The following is a 21602-nucleotide window of genomic DNA, read 5'->3' as shown; positions in this document are numbered from 1 at the left end:
CAGCCCAACGATCGCGTCCAAACTCTCTGTGTTCTGGAGGTGGACGCAATGCCGTCAACAACCCAAATCACCGTTCCGCAGCTTTCCCGTCTTGTCGGCTTGTCCGATGCGCCTTGCCTGGTCGATGTGCGCACCGACGAGGACTATGAAGCCGACCCGCGCCTGTTGCCGGCGTCATGCCGGCGCGATTTCAGAACTGTCTCAAGCTGGGCGTCGGAGTTTTCGGGACGCAAGGTCGTGGTCATCTGTCAGAGAGGGCAGAAACTCTCGCAAGGCGTTGCCGCGTGGCTGCGCCACGAAGGCATTCCGGCGGAGTCGTTGGAAGGCGGCTTCCAGGCCTGGGCGGCCGCCAGCGCGCCGTTGGTCGCGGGCGGGGCGATCCCGCCCCGCGACCAGAACGGCCGCACCATATGGGTCACCCGTTCCCGGCCGAAGGTAGACCGCATTGCCTGCCCCTGGCTGATCCGCCGCTTCGTCGATCCCGATGCGGTGTTCCTGTTCGTCGACGCTGCCGAGGTGCCTCTGGTCGCGGATCGCTTCGCCGCGGTTCCCTTCGATATCGAAGGCGTGCTCTGGAGCCATCGCGGCGATCGCTGCACATTCGACACGATGGTCGAGGAATTCGGACTGCGCGTCGATGCGCTCGACCGCCTGGCGCTGATCGTGCGCGCCGCCGATACGGCGCGCCTCGACCTCGTGCCGCAGGCGGCCGGGTTCCTCGCCGCTTCGCTTGGCCTGTCGCGCATGTTCCGTGATGACCTCGAACAGCTCGAAGCCGGCATGCTTCTCTACGACGCCTTCTTCCGCTGGTGCCGCGACGCCACCGACGAGACGCATAACTGGCCGGTTGGAGGCAAGGCACAATGAGCGCGCTTGCCAAGGACGCCGCTGTGCGACGGGTCGAGATCCCGGCCGCGCCGAGCTTCCGCGAGGCGACGCGGCTCTGGGCCAGGATCGGCCTGCTCTCCTTCGGCGGGCCGGCCGGCCAGATCGCGCTGATGCACAAGGAACTGGTCGAGGAGCGCCGCTGGATCGGCGAGGAGCGGTTCCTGCACGCGCTCAACTATTGCATGCTCCTGCCGGGCCCGGAGGCGCAGCAGCTTGCCGTCTATATCGGCTGGCTGCTGCACCGGACGGCAGGCGGCCTCGTGGCCGGCATCCTGTTCGTGCTGCCCGGCGCGTTGGTGATGCTCTGCCTGAGCGGCTTCTACATGCTCTACAACGATGCGCCGGTCGTCGAGGCGCTGTTCTTCGGCATCAAGGCGGCGGTGCTCGCCGTCGTCGTCGAGGCGGTGATCCGCATCGGCAAGCGGGCGCTGAAGAACCGTGCGATGGTGGCGATCGCCGTGGCGGCCTTCCTCGCCATCTATGTCGTCCGGGTGCCGTTCCCGCTGATCGTGCTCGCAGCCGGGCTGATCGGCTGGGCCGGCAACCGCTTCGCGCCGGCGCTGTTCTCCGCCTCGGCGCATGGCAAGACTGCAGCCGGCACCGAGACCAGGGGCGCGGTCGACCTGATGTTCGAGCGGGGCGAACTCGGCCACACCATGCCGAAGCGAGGGCATGCCATCCGCACCATCGCCATCTGGCTGCCGGTCTGGCTGGGACCGGCGGCGCTGATCGCTGTGTTGGCGGGGCCGGGGAGCGTCTGGGCGCAGATCGGCGGCTTCTTCAGCCTGATGGCCGTCGTCACCTTCGGCGGCGCCTATGCCGTTCTTGCCTATGTCGCGCAGGCAGCGGTGACCTCGTTCGGCTGGCTTTCGCCCGGCCAAATGGTCGATGGGCTCGGGCTTGCCGAAACGACGCCGGGGCCATTGATCCTGGTGCTGCAATTCGTCGGCTTCGCCGCCGCCTATCGTCATGCCGGCTTTGCCAACCCGCTGCTGGCTGGATCGCTCGGATCGCTGCTGACGCTCTGGGTCACCTTCGTCCCTTGCTTCTTCTGGATATTCCTCGGTGCGCCCTACATCGAGCAATTGAGACGGAACAAGGCGCTGGCGGCGGCGCTTGGCGCGATCACCGCCGCGGTGGTCGGCGTCATCATGAACCTTGCGCTGTGGTTCGCGCTGCATGTCGTCTTCGGCAAGGTAGCAAGCGTCGGCTGGGGCGTGGAGGTTCCGGTCCTGTCCTCGCTCGACTGGCGTGCCGCGCTGCTGTCGGCGGCCGCGATGGTCGCCATGTTCAGGCTGAAACTCGGCATGTTGCCGACGTTGGCAGGATCTGCGCTGGCGGGGCTTGCGCTGCTGGCGCTGTAGGCGGGCACGCCGTCCGATCACGTTAGCGTGAACGAAAAAGCCGACCGGCCGGGAATAAACCGCCCGGTCCGCCGGTCTCCAGGGCAAGCGCCATTTGTGCGCAACAGCGGAGACCATCATGAAGCGGCACGAAGACAAATACGCACGGGCTGAAGAGGGCGAAGGTGTCAGCCGTCGTCGTCGCTTGGAGCGTTGGAGCTGGGCGCATCTGTTCTGGGCGATACCGCCCCGCCGCCGGCCCTGATCCCGTGCCGATCGCAACCATCGAGATCCACGACCATGACGGCGAGCATCCCGTTGCAGCCAGCGATGCGCCGTCCTCTTCCGAGGCGCCCCTTGCTTCCGAGACACTTGACTCCGGTGACACCAATGCCTTCTCCTCCCTCGAAGCAGGCGCCATCGCCTGCGGTCGCGATCGTCACCCGCACGAGCAGGGACAGATCGTCGCCTCCCGCTGACGGCGGCGGCAGACCCGTGGCGGGAGCGCCCGACGGCGGAACGGTGTTGAGCGAAAAGATGCTGGCCGCGCGTTTTGCCGAAGTGGTGCTGCCGCATCTCAGCGATGCGCTGTCGCTTGCCCGCTGGCTGACCGGCAATCAAGCCGACGCCGAGGATGTGGTGCAGGAGGCCTGCCTCAAGGCGCATGCGGGCATTGCCGGGTTCGCTGGGGGAAATTCCCGCGCGTGGCTGCTTACCATCGTGCGCAACGCTTCCTACACATGGATGGCGCGCAACCGCCCGCGCAGCGTGGTTGCCGTCGGCGACCTCGCCGATCTCGACGACGTCTCGCCGCCGCCGGACAACGACGCCGACAGCCCGGAGGCGGTGCTGATCGCCAAGGCGAATTCGGCGGCGGTGGAAGCGGCGATCGGAAGGCTGCCGCAAGCCTTCCGCGAAACGGTGGTGCTGCGCGACATCAACGGTCTCAGCTACCGCGAAATCGCCACCATGCTCGGCGTGCCGCAAGGCACGGTGATGTCGCGGCTGGCGCGGGCCCGCGGTCTCTTGATGACGGAACTTGGAGGGCGCCATGAGCCCGCATGAAAACCGCCCGCGTGAGGATGGATTGCCGCAAGACCCGCAGGATATGAAGCTGATGATCCACGCCCTTGTCGATGGCGAACTCGATGCCGCGGCCGCCCTGGCGGTCGAGCGGCGCATGGCCGCCGATCCGGAGCTCGCCGCCGAACATGCGCGCCTGGTGGCGCTGCGCGGTGCGCTCGCCAATGTGCCGCGGCCCACCGTCAGTGACGACTTTTTGGCGCGCATCGCGGCGATCGCCGAGGTGAAGGATCCCGAGGTCGCGGAGGCCACGGAGGCTGAAGATATGAGGGTGGAGGCACAGCCCTCCGTGCCGCAACAGCAGCAGGGCCAGGTCATCGCGATGCGGCCACGCGCGGCGCGCTGGTTCAACTCCTTCGACTGGCGCCAGATGGCGGCCTCGATCGTGTTGACGGCGTTTCTGGCCAGCGGCGCGACGCAATGGCTGACGACGGCGGACAATGGGTCCGACAGCTTCGCCGTGGCCGTCGCCAACGGCCATCGCCGCAGCCTGCTCGCGGCGACGCCGGTCGACATCGTCTCGTCCGACCGGCATACGGTGAAGCCATGGCTCGACGGGCGCATCGGCGTGTCGCCGCCCGCGCCCGACATGGCCAAGGACGGCTACGCGCTGCTTGGCGGCCGTGTCGAGGTGATTGGTGACAGGCCGATGCCGGCACTGGTCTACCGCCATCACGAGCATCTGATCACGCTGGTGGCCGCACCCCGGCAGAACGAGGCCAAATCGGTGCCGGTGGCGGACGATCTCTCGGCGGGCGGCTTCCTTCTGGTCCACTGGACCGACGACGCCTTTTCCTACTGGGCGATCTCGGACGCCGAGCGCCCGGCGCTCGACGATTTCGTCGCCCGCTTCCGGGCCGCCATCATCGCCAATCCGGCGGCCGGCAGCCCGGGTTAGGGAAACGAAACTTCTTTATCGCCGCTATTTTTGAGGCCGATAACCCGTTTGGCGGGAAGGCAGGTGCCTGTCCGTCCAGGATAATCGCGCCAAAGCACTTGCCCCGTTGCGCCGTCGCCCGGGCGCGCAGGTAGAGAAGTCAAGGTCACCTTTGGTATGTTATACACGCCACGTTCTCGGGGCGGATACGAGTCGATGGATCAGGAAAGACTTCTAGCCGCAGTCCTCTTAGCTGATGTCGTGGGCAGCACGACACTTTATGAGCGCATCGGCGACGATGCCGCCCTGCGGCAGGTCTCGGATTGCCTCGACGCGATACGCGAGATCGTCGCCCAGCACGGCGGTGACTTCATTTACTCCAAGGGCGATGACGTGCTCAGCCTGTTCGAGAGACCGGAGGCGGCGCTGAGGGCCGTCTGCCAGATTGGCGGCCAACTGACGAAAGAACCTTTGATCGCCCGGATCGGATTGCATTTCGGGGCGGTCATTCGCGCGCGGGGCGCGGTGTTCGGCGACGTTGTCAATGTCACCGCAAGATTGTCCACCACGGCCAACCCCGGGGAGGTCCTGATCAGCCAGAGCTTCTTCGAAGCCCTTTCCGCGGGCAGCCGCAGTACCTTGCGGCTCCTCGACAAAATGGCATTCAAGGGAAAGCAAGAACTCTTCGATGTCTATACGCTGAGGAGCGACGATGGGGCCCTCAGCACGCACGTCGCCAATCGAGGCACCTTTGTCGATAGGCGCTCCGCTCCGCTGCCGCAGATCAATCTGGTCATCCGCTATCAAGATCAGGTGCGATCCTGCCGAAACAACGAATTGGTGACGATCGGCCGATCTCCGGAATGCAATATCGTCGTCCCGCGGCCCTGGGTCTCAAGGCACCACGCGACCTTCACCATTTCGAATGGCAAGGTCCGGCTTGTCGAGCGCAGCTCGTCGGGCACATTTGTGTCGATGGGGCCCGGCAATGAAGTATTCGTACGCCGCGAAGATATTCTCCTCTTCGGCTCCGGCGTCATCTCGCCTGGACGCAGATCGGCCCTCGGCGACGCCCAGATCCTTCGCTACGAAATTATCTCAGGCTGACCGGCTGGGTTCGTTGGGGCGTGGCTGACTTCAAGCGGCCGCTGTCCCGCCGCTGCTGGTGGCTTGGTCCAGCATTTGTCATGCGCCCGATATCACCGGCCGGTGTAGCCGCCGTCGATAGGCAGCGAGACGCCGGTGATCATGAACGTCACTCCACCATGAACCGCGAGCTGAAGGGCAGGCCCGCCGCTCCCACCGCCTTGGGCGAACGCTCGATGTTGCCGGCTATGGCGTTTATACCAGGCATAGCCTGTTCCAGCTCCCGGCAGATCGCCTTGCAGACCGCCTGCGGCGCGTAAGAGGACAGGACGACTGAAGCCACGGGAACGAACGGCTTCAGCGCCGCTATCGATGACTTCATCTGCTCCAGCAGCTCGCGTTGCCACGCGATCTCGGCATCGCCGAACGAAGGCCAGTCCGCGCGCCGCTCCCACAGCTCGGAGGGCGAATTGCCATTTTTCCGGATCTCCTGCTCCAGGCGCAGGATGCCGACGTCGAAACTCACCGCGGCAGTGGTGTTGTAGATCTGGTGATTGAGGACCAGGCGGCTGTGCAGGCGCGCGCCGAGATAGAAGAAAAGGTAGTCCGAAAGATGCTTTGCCACGCCGAACATGCTTTCGCCACCGGCAGCGGCGGTGATGTCGTTCTGGACGTAGACGGGATAACCGATCTCCCTCTCGACCTCCTCCTGCAGGGCGTCGAACCGCTCGCGCGCCGCTTTTGGCGTTAGCTCGAGTTCTGCTTCGTCGCCGGGCAGGGCAAGGCCGATACCGGCAATGCGCGAGTGGAGATGCCGGGGCAGATCGGCAATCGCCTTGGCGATGGCGGTCATGAATTGCGGGTGGTTGGTGTCTTGTGCGGCTGAGAACGGCAGGACCGTATGGGAGCGGATCGAGCCGACGAAGTCGACAAGCACGACCTCCACCTGCCGGTGGCCGACGCTGATGCCGACGGAATAGGCACCCTCGGGGTTGAGCGAGATCGGCACCGTCGGCGGTCCGACACGGCCGCGCTGGGCCTCACCCTTGGCGATCAGCCCTTCCTGCTCGAGCGATCGGACGATGACCGACACAGTCTGCGCCGACAGGCCGGTCCGCTCGCCGATCTCGAGACGGGTGATATCCTTGCTCTGAAGCAGCAACGACAGCACAAGGCGTTCGTTGTAGCTGCGCACGCTGACGGCGTTGAGGCCGCTGGCGCGGTCCGCGATGCGGAGCGGGTTCGGCGGCGCAAAGCGCATGTCAGGCATGGTGCGTCCTCTCGCGATCGGTCGTGCGGGACACCCGTATGCCGCGTTCATCTCTCATCCGGCCACCCGATTGCTTCGACTTCGCGGGCCAGTGCACGGCCAAGCGACACATGGGCCTGTCCGTTGATGTGGAATCCGTCAAGCGGATCGCAGGTGACGACCGAGCCCGCGTCGAAGAAATGCACTTCGAGCGAATCGGCGATGATCTCGAATTCGAGCGCCAGCTGCCGCGACTTCTCAGGCGCGCCGGCGAAGATCGACCGCCATTCCTTGATGTCGTCCAGCATTGGCGGCGGAGACACGATCATGATTTCGGGCACGCTGCCGCCCGGGCCGGGCTTGAGCTCCTTGATGTCGTAGACGAGGCAACCCATGGCCATGGCGACTTCAGAGGCCGGCTGGTTGAAGCGCGCCTTGAGGTCGTTGGTCCCCAGCATGATGATGACGAGATCGAGAACGGCATGGCTCTGCAGGCAAGGCCTGAGGTAAGTACGTCCGTTCTTGTGGGCACCCTCGATGGGATCGTCGCGCACCGTCGTACGGCCGCTGAGGCCTTCCTCGATGACATGCCAGCCGACGCCCAGCTCCCTTGCCATGACACCGGGCCAGCGCTCGGCCGGGCCGTAGCGGTCAAGCGGCGTGCCGCCGGGCACCTGCCCATGCGTGTTGGAGTCGCCGTAGCACAAGACCGATCGCATGCTCCTCCCCGATCCAGCCAAGGTTCTGATTTGCAGAAATTATCGGACGAGAGTCGGTCGTCCGCGTCCAGCGACCCTGCCATCTGGCGGAAAGGTAGCGCAAGCTGCAAAGATAATCCATCACTCTGAATAATTATTGACAGCTCACCGGATCGATGGTTGAACTGAGTCTGGGAGGAATGCCCCGAACCTTTTGCGCCGACCGGCTGCCATGATCCATGGCGGCAACGCTGGACCTTGTCTCCAGCAGCCATGCGCTCGGGTTGAGCAACGAACTGAAGCAGTGCCGGGCTCGCCCCGGCAGGTGCGGCGTTTGGCCATGGCCGGACGCCGATGGGAAGTCGTGGCCTTGGTCAGCAGGGTCCATGGAGCTTGAGAAGGAGGATGGCTCAGTGAGACGGATTATCCAATCAATCGCAGCGGCAGTGATCGCGACCACCATGTGGTGTGCTCCCTCGTTCGCCGACGAGGTATCGCTGCTCGACGGGGTTACCGCCCGTGCCGGCGACAATCCAGCGGTCGAGGCCGGGAAATTCAAGAAGGATCCGCCCTGGGTCATCGGCATGAGCCATTTCGGCGTAAACGCGAACACCTGGACGGTGCAGGTCGCGCATGAGGCGGAGGCTGCCGCCGCCAAGGACAAGCGCATCAGCAAATTCATCCTGCTCGATGCCGGCTTTGACCAGAAGAAGCAGGTCGCCGACATCGAGGACCTGATCGCCCAGAAGGTCGACGCCATCATCGTCCAGCCGGTCACGTCGACCTCGGCGGACGCCAGCATCGCCAAGGCCGTGGCGGCGGGCATTCCCGTCATCGTGCATACCGGCCGTATCGAGAGCGACGCCTTCACCACCGAAATCCAGGGCGGCGCCGAACATTTCGGTAAGGTGATGGGCGACTTCCTGGTCAAGGAACTCGGCGGCAAGGGCAATATCTGGGTGCTGCGCGGGCTTGCCGGCCATCCGGAAGACACCAACCGGTACAACGGCCTGCTGCAGGCGCTGAAGGGGACCGACGTCAAGATCATCGCCGAGGAGCATGGCGACTGGCAGTACGACAAGGCCAAGAAGCTCTGCGAGACGCTCTACCTGAACAACGCCGAGGTCGACGGTATCTGGTCTTCCGGCGCCGATATGACGCGCGCCTGCGTCGACGTCTTCAAGCAGTTCGGTGCCAAGATCCCGCCGATCACCGGCGAGGGCAACAACGGATTCTTCGGCCAGTGGATCGCCGACGGCTTCAAGTCGATCTCGGCGGAATATAGCCCGGCCCAGGGCGCGGCCGGCATCCGCGCCGCCGTGGCCCTGCTCGAAGGCAAGGAGCTGAAGAAGCACTACGACTACAATCCGCCCGGCTGGGATATCGAGAAGATCAAGAAATATTATCGCGACGATCTCTCGGCCAATGTGTGGTGGCCGTCGGAGCTGCCCGAAGACAAGCTCAAGGAGTTCTACGCCAAGAAGTAAAGGTGGCGCCATGGTGGCGCGGGCTGCGGCGACGTGGGCCCGCGCCACCGAATTCCCTGAACGCAGCGGTGCTTGTTTCGTGAAAACCCTTGTCGAAATGTCGGATATCCGGAAGGCGTTCGCCGGCACGGCGGCGCTGAAGGGCGTCTCGATCGCACTCCAATCCGGCTCTGTCCATGCGCTGATGGGCGAGAACGGTGCCGGCAAATCGACGCTGATGAAGATCCTCGCCGGGGTCCACCAGCCGGATAGCGGCGCCATCCTGCGCGACGGGCGCCAGATCGCCTTCCACAGACCGAAGGATGCGCTGGAAGCCGGCATCTCGACCGTGTTCCAGGAATTGTCGCTGCTGCCTAATTTGACGATCGCCGAAAATATGTTCCTCGGCCGCGAACGGACCACAGCTTTCGGCGGGGTCGACCATCGCCGCATGCGGCGCGAGGCTGGCGCCGCGCTTGCCGAACTCGGCCTCACGCTCGATCCGGGCACGCTGGTGTCGAGGCTCAGCATCGCCGAACGGCAGTTCGTCGAGATCGCGCACGGCATCATGACCGACGCCAGCGTGTTCATCCTCGACGAGCCAACGGCGGCGCTCAATGCCGCCGATGTCGAAATCCTGAACCGCCACATTCGCAGGCTGAAGGATGAGGGCAAGGCGGTGGTCTACATTTCGCACCGGATGGACGAAATCTTCGCCATCTGCGACACCGTCACGGTTCTGAAGGACGGCGAACTCGTCGGCACCAGGGCAATCGCCGAGATGACGCCGGCGTCGCTGATCGCGATGATGGTCGGCCGCGAGCTGGCCGATCTCTTTCCCCAGCGTGGCGATGTCTTCGGCCCCGCCATGCTTTCGGTCGAGGGTTTCCGCATCACCGAGCGCTCCAGGCCGTTCTCGCTGGCGCTCAACCGCGGCGAGATCGTTGCGCTGGCCGGCCTGGAGGGGCAAGGCCAGCAGCGCTTCCTGCGCTCGCTGGTCGGTCAATACCATCCTTTCGCCGGCCGTGTGACGATCAAGGGCAAGTCGCTGCCCTTGCCGGTGTCGCCTGGCGGCGGCGTGCGCCGGCTGCAGGCAATGGGCGTCGGCTTCGTGCCAGAGGATCGCAAGGAAGACGGGCTCTTCCTCGGCCTTTCCGTGGCGCACAACATTGCTGCCGCACTCCATTCGAAACGGTCGGAACTGGCCCTGGCCGCCGGCTATCAGCGGCAGGTCGCCGACATGATGTCGAGCCTTGCCGTGAAGGCCAGCGGTCCGAGCGCCTCCGTCGGCACACTGTCGGGCGGCAACCAGCAGAAGGTGCTGCTCGGCCGCTACCTCGCCGCCGACATCGACATCCTGCTCGTCGAAGAACCGACGCGCGGCGTCGACATCGGCGCAAAGTCCGAGATCTACCGGCTGCTGCGCGACTTTGCCGGCAAAGGCGGGGCGGTGTTGGTGCTGTCGCGCGAGACGATCGAGCTGATCGGGCTCTGCGACCGCATCTGCGTCGTCCACAACGACACGATCGTCAAGGAAATGCCGGCGGCAGACGCCACGGAGCACAACATCCTCGACGCCGCGCTCAGCGCCAACGGGGAGGCCAATGAGGCGAGAGGTGAGCGCCGATGACAACCATCAGCAGACGCCTGACGGGCGCGAGAGGATCGCGGCAAGGCATGTGGATGCTGCCCTTGCTGATCGTTCTGGCCATCACGCTTTGGCTCAGCCTCGAGACGGCGCAATTCCTCAACGGGGAGAATCTGCTCAATCTGGTGCCGCAGGCGATGCCGCTCGTCATCACGGCGGTCGGCCAGATGTTCGTCATCCTGCTCGGCGGGCTCGACCTTTCGGTAGGGTCGATGATCAGCTTCACGACGGCGGTGCTCGCCCTCGGCGGACCGGCCTGGGTGCTGATCCCGGCTGTGTTCGTGCTGGCCGCGCTGGTCGGCTTCGGCAACGGCTTCATCATCACCCGCTTCAACGTGCATCCGATCATCGCGACGCTGTCGACGCAGTACATCCTGCTCGGGATCACGCGGATATTGCGGCCGGTTTCGGGCGGCACGGTGCCGGATATCGTCATCAGCGCCGTGGCCGGCTCCTTCTTCGGGATACCCATGCCGGTGTTCTGGGGGGTATTCACCCTCCTGGTCGCCTGGAAGCTGCTTTACGGTTCCCGCTTCGGGCTGCATCTTTTCGCGATCGGTGGTGGCGTCTCGTCCAGCGTGGAGGATGCGGCGCATAATTTCGGCATCGCCGACCGGCGCAACATCGTGCTTGCCTATGTGATCTGCGCCTGCTTCGCGGCGCTTGCCGGCATTTTCCTCGCCGGGCGCATCGTTTCGGGCGACCCGAATGTCGGGCTGCTGTTCGAGCTCGACGCGATCACGGCCGTGGCCATCGGCGGCACCCAGCTTTCCGGCGGCATCGGCAGCCTGCACGGCACCGTCATCGGCGCCCTTGTCATGGCGCTGCTCGCCAACGGCATGAACCTGACGAACGTGTCGCCCTTCATTCAGACCACCATCAAGGGGGCGATCCTGCTTCTTGTGGTTGCTCTGCAGTCGCGCAAAAAGATGGGGTTGTAAGTGGCAGCCGCGCTCACCCATCCTATGATGCGCCGCTTCCTGCGCGTTCCTCCTGCCTACTACGTCTTTGGCGTGCTGCTCCTGGTTCTGTGGATCGCGCGGCCGAACATGCTCAATCTCAACATCATGGGCATATTCGTGCGCCAGATCGTGCCGCTCGGCATATTGGTGCTGGGCCAGCTTCTGGTGATGCGGGTGCGAAGCATCGACCTGTCGGGCGGCGGTGTCATCCTGCTCATCAACTACACCATCTCGTCCGGCGTCTTTCCCGGCGCTTCCATGGCTTTCTTCATTGTCCTGGCGCTGGGCATCGGGCTGGCCGTCGGGTTCTTCAATGGCCTGATGGTCGGGGTGAGGCGGGTCTCGGCCGTCATCGTCACGCTCGCGGTCGGCATCGTCCTGGTCGGGATCGTGCAATATCTGTCCAGCGGCAAGCCGCCCGGCGATGTGCCCGGCATGTTCGCCGACATCTACAACACCAAGCTCGGGCTCGTGCCGACGCCGGTGATCTTCTGGGTGGTGGTTTCGGTGGTGCTGTCGCTGTTCCTGTCGCGCACGGTCTTCGGCCGCTATGTGACGTCGGTCGGCGAGAACGTGCAGGCGGCGCATTTCTCCGGCGTCCCGGTCGCGCGCACGGTCGTGCTTGCGCATACGCTGGCGGGTTTGTTCGCTGGCATCGCCGCGCTGGTCCAGACGGCTTCGATTGCCGTCGGCAGCGTCCGGGTCGGCCTCGACCTGCCGATCCTGGCGGTCGCCGCGACCATCCTCGGCGGCGTCGTTTTCGGCCGTGGGGAAGGCGGTGTCTGGGGGCCTTTCTTCGGCGTGCTGTCGTTCGCACTGCTGTTCGTCGTGATGACAACCTTCGGCGTCGACGAGCCAGGCAAGCTGATCGCGCAGGGTCTCATCATCCTGCTCGCGGCGATCCTCTACGGCATCAGGAGCAGGTCGAACTGAGCGGCGAGTTCGGGACGGCCAATAGTCAATCGCATAGGGAAATGGATTGGAGACATGACCAAAAGATCGATCCTCTGTTTTGGAGACTCGCTGACCTGGGGCTGGATTCCGGTCGTCGAAGGATCGCCGACACATCGCTACGCCTATCAGGACCGCTGGACGGGCGTGATGGCCTCGTATCTGGGCGATGGATATCATGTGATCGAGGAAGGCCTGAGCGCCCGCACGACCAGCCTCGACGATCCCAACGATCCGCGCCTCAACGGCAGCGCCTATCTGCCCTCGGCCATCGCCAGCCACCTGCCGCTCGACCTCGTCATCGTGATGCTAGGCACCAATGACACCAAGTCGTTCTTCCGCCGCACGCCTTATGAGATCGCCAACGGCATGGCCAAGCTCGTCGGCCAGATTCTCACCAGCGCCGGCGGTGTCGGCACACCCTATCCAGCCCCGCAGGCGCTGGTGGTCGCGCCGCCGCCGCTGACCCCGATGCCGCATCCCTTTTTCCAGGGCATGTTCGCCGGCGGCCATGAGAAGACGGCGGCGCTGGCGGCCGAATATCGCGCCATGGCCGATTTCACGAAGGTCGATTTCCTCAATGCCGGGGATTTCATCGCCACCGACGGCTGCGACGGCATCCACTTCACCGCTGAGAACAACCGCGGCCTCGGCAAGGCGATAGCGGACAAGGTTCAGGAGATCTTCGCGCGCCAGGCCGATCGCAGGGTTGCCTGAAGGTTCAGGTGTGACGGCGCATCGGCCCCTCCAGACCGATGCGCGATCGCGGGACCGGCGCGGCACCGCCGGCCCGCAATTTCGGCAGGCTGATCGTGCGGGTTCGTCCCGGCCATGAAAACCATGATCGGTCCGAACCATGAATTGTTCAGCGGCTTGTCCCTTCCAAGTCAGGGCCGACAGGTTCTAGCTTCCTGAGGCAAATCTCTCGCTTGCGACCCGGATATGCCGCTTCACGCGGTCCATCGGATAGCGGATTGGAGTAGCTGGAGACAGCTGCAGGGAAACGACGCTCCATGACATCAGCCAATATTCTGATCTGCGATTTTGTCGGCCTCCGCTTTGGCGCGGACGGCAATCCCGACCACAGTGAGGTCAAGGCTTACATCGAAGCCAAGGGCGATGTGTTCCATCAGACAGGCATCGGCAGCGCTGGCGCCCTCGATCCCGGCAGGCTGCATTTCTTCTACCTGCCGCAATTGAGCACGCGGGAAGAATTGTTGGCCGAGGCTGGCGACGGCCGTTATGACGCCGTCATCGCCGCGGCGACCTTTATTCCGGCCGAGGCCAGGTTCCGCCTCGGCGGCGTGCGCATCGGGACCGGCACCGGCAATATGGGCTCGGCATCCTGGGGCGGGGGTAGCGGAGAGGGCGGCGAAGCGCCGCTTATGAATACGCCGGGCATCAACAGTCGCGCCACCGCGCAAATGGCCATGAAGGCGCTGCTGAAAGTCAGGCCGGATCTTCCCGTGGACAGGCTCAACAGCCTGGTCGCCGGCGGGCAGTTCGATACGGGAAAAGATCTGCGCCATTACCCGACCGAGAAGCTCGAAGGAAAAAGACTGGCGGTGATCGGCTATGGCAACATCGGTCGGGAATTCGCCAGGCTCGGCCAGGCCTTCGGCATGCGGGTCACCATCCATGCGCGGCCCCGTCACCGCAAATGGATCGAGCTGGAAGGCTTCGACTACGCCGCAAGCATGGTGGACGCGGCGCGCGGCGCGGACGCGCTTTCGGTCCATCTCGGCCTGGGCGCTTTCGATGCCGGCCGGCAAAAATACGCCAACGCCGGGCTGATCGGAGACGAGCTGCTTTCCGCTCTCAACCACGGCGCCGTGCTGATCAACTATGACCGCGGCGAGCTGGTCGATGTGCCAGCGCTGGAGCGCGCATTGGAATCGGGCCGTATTTCCCACGCGGCGATCGATGCCGACCTTTTTGCCGATGGCGCGACGCTTTCAGGACCGATGCTGCCTTATCTGAAGCTGGTCGAACGCCATGGCCAGCGTCTGGAACTTCTCCCGCATGCCGCGGCCGACACCGACCATCCCTCCCGTGTCGCGGGCGCTAAGCAGGCGGTCGATCAGATCCGCGCCGCCATCGTCGACCATCGCGTCCACAATCTGAAAGGATCGCTGCCTTCCGGTTTTGTCGACATGGGAGCGAAAACACCGCCCGGTATCGGCGGCGTCAATCTCCGGCACCTGGCGGCGCTGGCCGACGATCAAAACGTGGCCGCCGACCTCGCCCGATCGGGCGCTCTCGTTGCCACGTTCTGGGAGCGCATCCTGGCGGCGTCCGAGCAGGAGCGACCGGCACTGATCGCTTCCGGAGGCGAAGAGCTCGCCGAGGCCGTCAACCGTCTCTCCACACTTATGCGCACGCACCACCTTTCGGGGCCGTTCACTTCAGGATCGCCCTGACACCCACCATGCGGCGACTTGCTCGCCAAGCCCTTGAAAAACTTGGTGATCCCGACAGGAATCGAACCTGTGACCTACAGATTAGGAATCTGCCGCTCTATCCTACTGAGCTACGGGACCACGCGGCCAGACACATAGCCGCTTCGGGTCGGTTCGCCAAGGGGCATGCTGACCTACCCATAGGCCGTAATGTCTCGGCGAAGCCGGGCTGAGCCGGCCAAGCGTATGGCGGCGGAGCCTTCGCCGGCGGCCGCTCAGGCGGCCAGCGCGGTCTCGGCCAGCTTCACCCAATAGCTCATGCCGTGCGGAATGACCTCGTCGTTGAAGTCGTAGGCCGGATGATGCAGGCCCGCCGAGTCGCCGTTGCCGATGAAGATGAAGGCGCCGGGGCGGGCTTCCAGCATATAGGAGAAATCCTCGCCGCCCATCACCGGCTGGATGGCGCGGTGGACATGGCTGTCGCCGGCGATATCGGCGGCGACATCGCCCGCAAACACGGTCTCCTCGGCATGATTGAAGGTGACAGGGTAGTTGGCGTCGTAATCCACCGCGATGGTGGCGCCGAAGGCGGAGGCGAGCCCGGCGCAGAGCGCGCGAATGCGCTCTTCCGATTTCTTGGCCACTTCCTTCTTCAGCGTGCGCACGGTACCGGCGATCTCGGCGCTTTCGGGAATGACGTTGTAGGCGTCGCCGGCATGGAACTTCGTCACCGACACCACCACGGCCTCGACCGGATCGGTGCTGCGCGAGGCGATGGTCTGCAGCGCGCCGACCAGCTGGCTGGCGATGACGATCGGATCGATCGTGCCGTGCGGCATCGCGGCATGGCCGCCGCGGCCCTTGACGGTGATGGTGAATTCGGCGGTCGCGGCCATGATCGGGCCGGGCTTGATGGCGAACTGGCCGACCGGCAGGCCCGGCATGTTGTGCATGCCGAACACTTTCTCGATGCCAAAGCGCTCCATCATGCCGTCCTTGACCATTTCGTTGCCGCCGCCGCCGCCTTCCTCAGCCGGCTGGAAGATCACCGCCACGGTGCCGGTGAAATTGCGCGTCTCGGCGAGGTATTTGGCGGCTCCAAGCAGCATCGCGGTATGGCCGTCATGGCCGCAGGCATGCATCTTGCCGCGCACGGTCGAGGCCCATGGCTTGCCGGTGATCTCGTCGATCGGCAGCGCGTCCATGTCGGCGCGCAGCCCGATGGTCGGGCCATCGCCCTTGCGACCGCGGATGATGCCGACGACGCCGGTCTTGCCCAGTCCCGTCACCACCTCGTCGCAGCCGAACGCCTTCAGCTTTTCGGTGACGAAGCCGGCGGTCTGGAAGACGTCGAAATTCAGCTCCGGTGTCTGGTGCAGATGTCGTCGCCATCCGGCGACTTCTTCCTGCATTTGCGCGGCGCGGTTCAGAATCGGCATGATCGTTCCATCTCTTGGTTGATTGGCGGCAGTCGGTTCAGATCCGCTGCTCAGCAATTGTGATTATGTTGAACTTTGCCATTTTGGCGTCACATAGGGTAAATAGCACCACAACAATGCGGTCCGGGGTCGAGGGTCGAGCCGCATTTGTGCTGGCGATGGGTAACGAAATCTTACGGACCCAGCGGCGACTACGGCAAGAGGCGATTTCGGATTTGATCATGCGGCAAAGGCATTTCCTCAACCTGTTGCTGGCAGGCGCGCTGGCGCTTCCGGCGCTCGCCGGCGCGGCGCGTGCCAACCCGGTCGTGCTTTTCGACCTCAAGAGCGGCTCCATTCTGGAGCATCAGGACGCGTTCAAGCGCTGGTATCCGGCCTCGCTCAGCAAGCTGATGACGGCCTATGTCGCCTTCCGCGCGATCCAGGCAGGCGAGGTGGCGCTCGATTCGCCGATCAAGGTGACGAAGCATTCGGCCGGCGAGCCGCCGAGCAAGATGGGCTTCAAGCCCGGCTCGGTGATGCGGCTCGACAATGCGCTGAAGATGATGCTGGTCAAGTCGGCCAACGACATCGCCATGGCCGTCGGCGAGAATATCGGCGGGTCGCAAGCCGCCTTCGCCGACCGCATGAACGCGGAGGCGGCCCGGCTCGGCATGGTGGGCACGCATTTCGTCAACCCGAACGGGCTCTATTCGCCGGAACAGTACACGACCGCGCGCGACCTTGCCGTGCTGGTGGCGGCGCTGCGCAATGATTTTCCGCAATACGCGCCCTGGTTCTCGATCGAAGGCCTCGCCGTCGGCAAGAGGGCCATCCCGAACTACAATCTGCTCATCGGCCGCTATCCCGGCGCGGACGGCATGAAGACCGGCTTCGTATGCTCTTCCGGGTTCAACATGATCGGCTCGGCGACGCGCAACGGGCGCACGCTGGTCGCCGTCGTGCTTGGCGAGAAATCGGCGATCAGCCGCGCCGAAGCGGCGGCAAAGCTGCTCGATCTGGGTTTTGAGATGCCGTCGGCCACTTCGACCACGCTTGGCGCTCTCAAGCCCTATGGCGACACGCTGTCGCCCAACGACATGCATGACGAGATCTGCGCGAAGAAACCGAAGGAGGAGCAGTCCGAGGCGGCGCCCGAGGTTGCGGCCAAGGACAAGTCGAAATCGCCCTACCAGGTGAAGCTCGACCACCCGACACTGGTCGCGGTCGGACTCGGCGGCGCCACGGGGCCAGCGCCCAAGGCATTCGTCGACCAGGTCGACCAGAACTATGCCGATGTGCCGCTGCCGATCTGGCGGCCGGACAGACCGGCGCCGGCCGGCGCCGAGCCGCTGGCGACGGCCGCCGCCGGAGCCCAGGGCGACCAGCCCGTCAAAGCTGCCAACTAGCCAAGCTGATGAGCGGCTTTCCCATTCCCGTTTCGGTGCTCACCGGCTTTCTCGGCGCCGGCAAGACGACGCTGCTCAACCGGCTGCTCAAGGATCCGGAGCTTGCCGACACGGCGGTGATCATCAACGAGTTCGGCGAGGTTGCGATCGATCATCTCCTGGTCGAGCAGGCCTCGGACGGCATCATCCAGCTTTCCGATGGTTGCCTCTGCTGCACGGTGCGCGGCGACCTCGTCGACACACTCGCCGATCTCGTCGACCGGCTGCAGACCGGCCGTATCGCGAAACTGACCCGTGTCGTCGTCGAGACGACGGGTCTGGCCGATCCGGCGCCGGTGCTGCAGTCGATCATGGCGCATCCGGCGCTGGTGCAGGCCTTCCGGCTCGACGGCGTCATCACGCTGGTCGACGCCGTCAACGGCGAGGCGACGCTCGATGCCCATGTCGAGGCGGTGAAACAGGCCGCTGTGGCCGACCGCATCGTGCTGACCAAGGCCGACCTTGCCGACGCGGCCGGGGTCGAGGCGTTGCGGGCAAGACTCAAGCAGATCAATCCGGGCGCCGTCGTGCTCGATGTCGGCGAGGCCGGCGCCGCGGCGCTGTTCAATTGCGGCCTCTATAATCCTGAAACCAAGTCCGCTGACGTGCGGCGCTGGCTTGGCGAAGAGGCGGCGCATGATCAGGATCATCACCATGATCAGGATCATCACCATGATCAGGATCATCACCATGATCACGACCATCGTCACCATGACGGTGACGATGATCATGGCCGCCATCACCATGCGCATCGCCACGACACGCGCGTGCGCTCGCACTCGCTTGTCCATGACGGCCCGGTGCCGTTCTCGGCGATCGAGATGTTCCTCGACCTTCTGCGCTCGACGCATGGCGAGAAACTCCTGCGCATGAAGGGTGTCATCGAGCTCGCGGAGGACCCCTCGCGGCCGGTGGTCATCCACGGCGTGCAGAAGATCCTGCATCCGCCGGCAAGACTGCCGGCCTGGCCCAATGGCCAGCGCGGCACCAGGCTGGTGCTGATCACGCTCGATATGCCGGATGATTATATCCGGCGGCTGTTCGCCGCCTTCACCAACAAGCCGTCGATCGACACGCCGGACCGCGCGGCGCTAGAAGCCAATCCGCTGGCGATAGCTGGATTGTAAGCCGAAAAGACACCGGCTCAGGCCGCGTTGCCGCGCTCGATCAGGAAGCGGTGGCCGCCGGCGACCGCGGCCGTTTCGACCAATTGGTGACCGGCATCGGCGCAGAAGGCCGGGATGTCGATCACCGCGAGCGGATCGGTGGTCTCGAGCCACAGCCGAGTGCCAGGTCGCATCGCGGCCAGTCGCTTGCGGGCCTTCAGCACCGGCAAGGGACAGTTCAATCCCTTGAGATCGTAGTTGGCGGGCGGCTTTGCCTTTTGTTCATGCATGTCGTTATCCCAAGACCGCCTTCCACTTTTGGGCGACATGCATAAAAATGTCAGCCGCCGAACATGCCGAGCAGCTTCTTCTTCAGCTTCGACACGGTGCCCTGGTCGGCGTCGGCGGCCTGCGTTTCCTGCGCCGGCTGGACGGGCGCGGGTTCGACGCCGGCGGTGACGACCGGCTGCTGCGCGGCCTGCTTGGCGGCCTCCTTCTCGGCCAGCGCCTGCGCCTTTGCCTGTTCCTTGGCGGCCTTGGCCGCCTCGATCGCCGCGAGGCGCTGCTCTTCGGCCTTGCGCTTGGCTTCCTTTTCCGCGTCGGCTGCTGCCATCTTGCGGCCGAGCGGGGAATCTATGCGGCCCATGCGGGTCGTTTCCGTCACCGAGCCGTCTGAATTCATCGACGGCGGATCGATCGGCACGCGCTCGCCGCGGGCGCGGCGCTTCGACCAGTCGGAAACGATGCTGGCTTCCTTGACGCCGGCAATCGTCGGCTTCGGCGGCGGCGTGCTCGATTTTACGGCCGAATTGAAGGCCGCGTCGTAGCTCTTCTCGTAATTGGCGTAGGCCGTCTTCAACGAATCCGGCTGGGTCGTCGCGGGGCAGGGGCCAGTCGGGTCGAAGGTCGTGCCTTCGGGCGCGACCTGATTGAAGACGTAGCGCTTCTCGCAGACGTCGACCTTCGGCGGCACCTTGGTGATCTCGAAATTGTCGTAGCCGACCTTCAGCATCTTCCAGAATTCGTAGTTCGGGTCGCTGCGGTAGCGCGCCATGTTGGCGGCGGTCATGCGGAACGGGAAAGCCTGGACCTGGAACTCGGTCTGGCCGCCCTGGAAGGCGTCGCGGCCGAAGGCATAGATCTGCTCGATCTGGGCGTCTGTCATCGAATAGCAGCCCGACGACGAACAGGCGCCATGCACCATCAGGTTCTGGCCGGTGCGGCCGTTGGCGCGATCATAGGCGTTGGGGAAGCCGATGTTGAAGGACAGGTGGTAATTCGAGCGCGGATTCATCTGCGACGGACGCACCGTATAGAAGCCCTCCGGCGCCTGGCGGTCGCCCTCGGTGTATTTGGGGCCGAGCTTTCCCGACCATTTGCAGATGTCGTAGCTGGCGACGAGATCGTAGCGGCCATTGGTCTTGGCCTTCCAGATCTCCAGCTTGCCTTCTTCCTTGAAGATGCGCGCCATTACCGAGGAGGTGCGCACCATGCCTTTGGCCTTCATGTCGGCGAGGATCTTGTCCGGCAGCGGCTTGTTGGCCTCCGGCGCGAAATCCTTCATCGATGAATCATTGCAGCCGGCAACGCCAATGGCGGCGATAAGGACTCCGGTGCGGGCAAGCTTGGCAAACATCGGTACGGCTACGTCTCTTCTTTCGGGCCAACGGCTCTCGGCATGGCTTGACCCGCAGGCTGAACACCGGTGGATCGTAAGCCCGTTAACCTTGAAAATTCCTTACCGCAAGCCTTCGCGACAAATTGGGCCAACCCCTCACGGCAAGTCCATTGAGCCGAATCCGGCGGCATTTTTGTGGCGAAATTGGTCGTTGCCGCCACAGTTTACCGCAAGATGCCCGATTAAAGGCTGCGGCCCATCGCCAGGTACTTCTCGCGGCGCTGCTCGCGGAAATCGGTGTTGGCGCCGGCAAAGTCCTTCATCGTCCTGGCGATGAGGTCGCCGGTGGACGCAATCACCGTCTCCGGCGCGCGCTGGGCGCCGCCCATCGGCTCGGGAATGATGGCGTCGATGATCTTCATTTCGAGAAGATCCTGCGCGGTGATCTTCATGTTGGTCGCCGCGTCCTTGGAGCGCGTGGTGTCGCGCCACAGGATCGAGGCGGCACCCTCGGGCGAGATCACCGAGTAGATGGCGTGTTCCAGCATGTAGACGCGGTTGGCGGTGGCAATCGCGATGGCGCCGCCGGAGCCGCCTTCGCCGATCACCACCGAGATCGACGGCACTTTCAGCGACAGGCAAGCCGAGGTCGAACGCGCGATGGCCTCGGCCTGGCCGCGCTCCTCGGCGCCGACGCCGGGATAGGCGCCGGCGGTGTCGACCAGCGTCAGCAGCGGGATCTGGAAGCGGTCGGCAAGCTCCATCAGCCGCACCGCCTTGCGGTAGCCCTCGGGGCGCACCGAGCCGAAATTGTGCTTGATACGGCTTGCCGTGTCGGAGCCCTTCTCCTGGCCGATCACCGCGACGGGCTCGCCGCGGAAACGGGCGAAGCCGCCGACGATCGCCTGGTCGTCGCCGAAATTGCGGTCGCCGGCCAAAGGCGTGAAATCGGTGAACAGCGCCTTGATGTAGTCAACGCAGTGCGGGCGGTCGGGATGGCGCGCGACCTGCACCTTCTGCCAGGGCGTGAGCGCCTTGTAGAGATCGCGCAATGCGTCGCGCGAACGCTTTTCCAGCCTGCTGATCTCTTCGGCGACATCGACCGCCTCGCCGTTCTCGGCAAGCTTCTTCAGCTCAAGGATCTTGAGCTCCAGATCCTGCACCGGCTTTTCGAAGTCGAGGTAGTTGTACATGCTTGAGCGGACCGATCCGTCGGAAGGCAATGGCAGGCGGAACCGCTGAAATGCCGGCTCCGGGGGGTGGAACGTCGCCCTCACATAGCGATATGAGGCCTAGTCGGCAAGCGGATGATGATCGTTGACCAGCCGCACCAGCCGCTCCTCCAGCACGTGGGTGTAGATC

The 21602-nt window shown here is 64.5% G+C and carries 20 protein-coding genes and 1 tRNA gene; 14 read left to right on the top strand and 7 right to left on the bottom strand.

Annotated elements, in window-relative coordinates; genetic code table 11:
• Positions 1-48 precede the first annotated feature (48 nt).
• From FJ414_RS27080 to FJ414_RS27055, 6 genes are all read left to right on the top strand, one after another.
• A complete protein-coding gene (locus tag FJ414_RS27080) occupies positions 49-867 on the top strand; it encodes a sulfurtransferase/chromate resistance protein (RefSeq protein WP_140647433.1) in 819 nt (272 codons plus the stop codon).
• The gene (gene chrA / locus FJ414_RS27075) at positions 864-2252 is read left to right on the top strand and encodes a chromate transporter (protein WP_140647432.1); all 1389 of its coding nucleotides are present in this window, start codon (positions 864-866) and stop codon (positions 2250-2252) included. Before FJ414_RS27080 ends, chrA begins: the two co-directional genes overlap by 4 nt.
• A 248-nt stretch (positions 2253-2500) precedes the next feature.
• Positions 2501-2710: a hypothetical protein gene (locus tag FJ414_RS27070; protein WP_140647431.1), complete on the top strand. Its 210-nt coding sequence runs from the start codon at positions 2501-2503 to the stop codon at positions 2708-2710.
• Positions 2711-2756: 46 nt separating this feature from the next.
• Positions 2757-3296: a sigma-70 family RNA polymerase sigma factor gene (locus tag FJ414_RS27065; RefSeq protein ID WP_246672512.1), complete on the top strand. Its 540-nt coding sequence runs from the start codon at positions 2757-2759 to the stop codon at positions 3294-3296.
• Positions 3283-4212, top strand: a complete 930-nt coding sequence (locus tag FJ414_RS27060; RefSeq protein WP_140647430.1) for an anti-sigma factor — start codon at positions 3283-3285, stop codon at positions 4210-4212. The genes FJ414_RS27065 and FJ414_RS27060 overlap by 14 nt, the downstream gene beginning before the upstream one ends.
• Before the next feature lie 195 nt (positions 4213-4407).
• Positions 4408-5298 carry an adenylate/guanylate cyclase domain-containing protein gene (locus tag FJ414_RS27055; RefSeq protein WP_181181729.1) on the top strand — a complete coding sequence of 297 codons (891 nt, stop codon included), beginning with the start codon at positions 4408-4410 and terminating at the stop codon, positions 5296-5298.
• Positions 5299-5446: 148 nt separating this feature from the next.
• Here the strand turns inward: FJ414_RS27055 and FJ414_RS27050 are convergent, their stop codons facing one another.
• A complete protein-coding gene (locus FJ414_RS27050; protein WP_246672511.1) occupies positions 5447-6547 on the bottom strand; it encodes an ROK family transcriptional regulator in 1101 nt (366 codons plus the stop codon).
• Between the two features lie 47 nt (positions 6548-6594).
• Positions 6595-7245, bottom strand: coding sequence for an SGNH/GDSL hydrolase family protein (locus tag FJ414_RS27045; protein WP_140647428.1), 651 nt, complete (start codon positions 7243-7245; stop codon positions 6595-6597).
• Positions 7246-7637: 392 nt separating this feature from the next.
• Here FJ414_RS27045 and FJ414_RS27040 point away from each other — a divergent pair, with 392 nt between their 5' ends.
• The 6 genes from FJ414_RS27040 (at position 7638) to FJ414_RS27015 (ending at position 14671) form a co-directional block, all read left to right on the top strand.
• The gene (locus FJ414_RS27040) at positions 7638-8711 is read left to right on the top strand and encodes an ABC transporter substrate-binding protein (protein ID WP_181181728.1); all 1074 of its coding nucleotides are present in this window, start codon (positions 7638-7640) and stop codon (positions 8709-8711) included.
• A 79-nt stretch (positions 8712-8790) separates the two neighbouring features.
• Complete coding sequence (locus FJ414_RS27035) at positions 8791-10320, top strand: sugar ABC transporter ATP-binding protein (RefSeq protein WP_140647427.1); 1530 nt, start codon at positions 8791-8793, stop codon at positions 10318-10320.
• Positions 10317-11279, top strand: a complete 963-nt coding sequence (locus tag FJ414_RS27030) for an ABC transporter permease (RefSeq protein ID WP_140647426.1) — start codon at positions 10317-10319, stop codon at positions 11277-11279. Before FJ414_RS27035 ends, FJ414_RS27030 begins: the two co-directional genes overlap by 4 nt.
• 24 nt (positions 11280-11303) lie before the next feature.
• Positions 11304-12233 (top strand): ABC transporter permease, encoded by a 930-nt coding sequence (locus FJ414_RS27025; RefSeq protein ID WP_181181730.1) that lies wholly within the window; start codon positions 11304-11306, stop codon positions 12231-12233.
• A gap of 54 nt (positions 12234-12287) precedes the next feature.
• Positions 12288-12968: an SGNH/GDSL hydrolase family protein gene (locus FJ414_RS27020; protein WP_140647424.1), complete on the top strand. Its 681-nt coding sequence runs from the start codon at positions 12288-12290 to the stop codon at positions 12966-12968.
• Positions 12969-13264: 296 nt separating this feature from the next.
• Positions 13265-14671, top strand: a complete 1407-nt coding sequence (locus FJ414_RS27015; RefSeq protein ID WP_140647423.1) for an NAD(P)-dependent oxidoreductase — start codon at positions 13265-13267, stop codon at positions 14669-14671.
• Positions 14672-14714: 43 nt separating this feature from the next.
• Here FJ414_RS27015 and FJ414_RS27010 read toward each other — a convergent pair.
• Positions 14715-14791 (bottom strand) — tRNA-Arg (locus tag FJ414_RS27010).
• A 134-nt stretch (positions 14792-14925) separates the two neighbouring features.
• Positions 14926-16089 (bottom strand): M20 aminoacylase family protein, encoded by a 1164-nt coding sequence (locus tag FJ414_RS27005; RefSeq protein WP_140647422.1) that lies wholly within the window; start codon positions 16087-16089, stop codon positions 14926-14928.
• 221 nt (positions 16090-16310) lie between these two features.
• On the opposite strand from FJ414_RS27005, the gene FJ414_RS27000 reads away from it, so the two are divergent.
• The gene (locus FJ414_RS27000) at positions 16311-17477 is read left to right on the top strand and encodes a D-alanyl-D-alanine carboxypeptidase family protein (protein ID WP_140647421.1); all 1167 of its coding nucleotides are present in this window, start codon (positions 16311-16313) and stop codon (positions 17475-17477) included.
• A gap of 8 nt (positions 17478-17485) precedes the next feature.
• Positions 17486-18643, top strand: a complete 1158-nt coding sequence (locus tag FJ414_RS26995) for a GTP-binding protein (protein WP_181181727.1) — start codon at positions 17486-17488, stop codon at positions 18641-18643.
• 17 nt (positions 18644-18660) lie between these two features.
• Here FJ414_RS26995 and FJ414_RS26990 read toward each other — a convergent pair whose 3' ends face one another.
• The 3 genes from FJ414_RS26990 to FJ414_RS26980 form a co-directional block, all read right to left on the bottom strand.
• Positions 18661-18912 (bottom strand): sulfurtransferase TusA family protein, encoded by a 252-nt coding sequence (locus FJ414_RS26990; RefSeq protein ID WP_140647419.1) that lies wholly within the window; start codon positions 18910-18912, stop codon positions 18661-18663.
• A gap of 50 nt (positions 18913-18962) precedes the next feature.
• The gene (locus FJ414_RS26985; RefSeq protein ID WP_140647418.1) at positions 18963-20258 is read right to left on the bottom strand and encodes a murein L,D-transpeptidase family protein; all 1296 of its coding nucleotides are present in this window, start codon (positions 20256-20258) and stop codon (positions 18963-18965) included.
• Positions 20259-20482: 224 nt separating this feature from the next.
• The gene (locus FJ414_RS26980; protein WP_140647417.1) at positions 20483-21433 is read right to left on the bottom strand and encodes an acetyl-CoA carboxylase carboxyltransferase subunit alpha; all 951 of its coding nucleotides are present in this window, start codon (positions 21431-21433) and stop codon (positions 20483-20485) included.
• Between the last annotated feature and the right edge of the window lie 169 nt (positions 21434-21602).

Origin of the sequence: Mesorhizobium sp. B3-1-6 (genome assembly GCF_006439555.1) — a bacterium.
In the GTDB taxonomy this organism is placed as follows: domain Bacteria; phylum Pseudomonadota; class Alphaproteobacteria; order Rhizobiales; family Rhizobiaceae; genus Mesorhizobium.
Note: the sequence above shows the minus strand (reverse complement) of the source record. Positions and strands in the feature narration are given on the sequence as shown.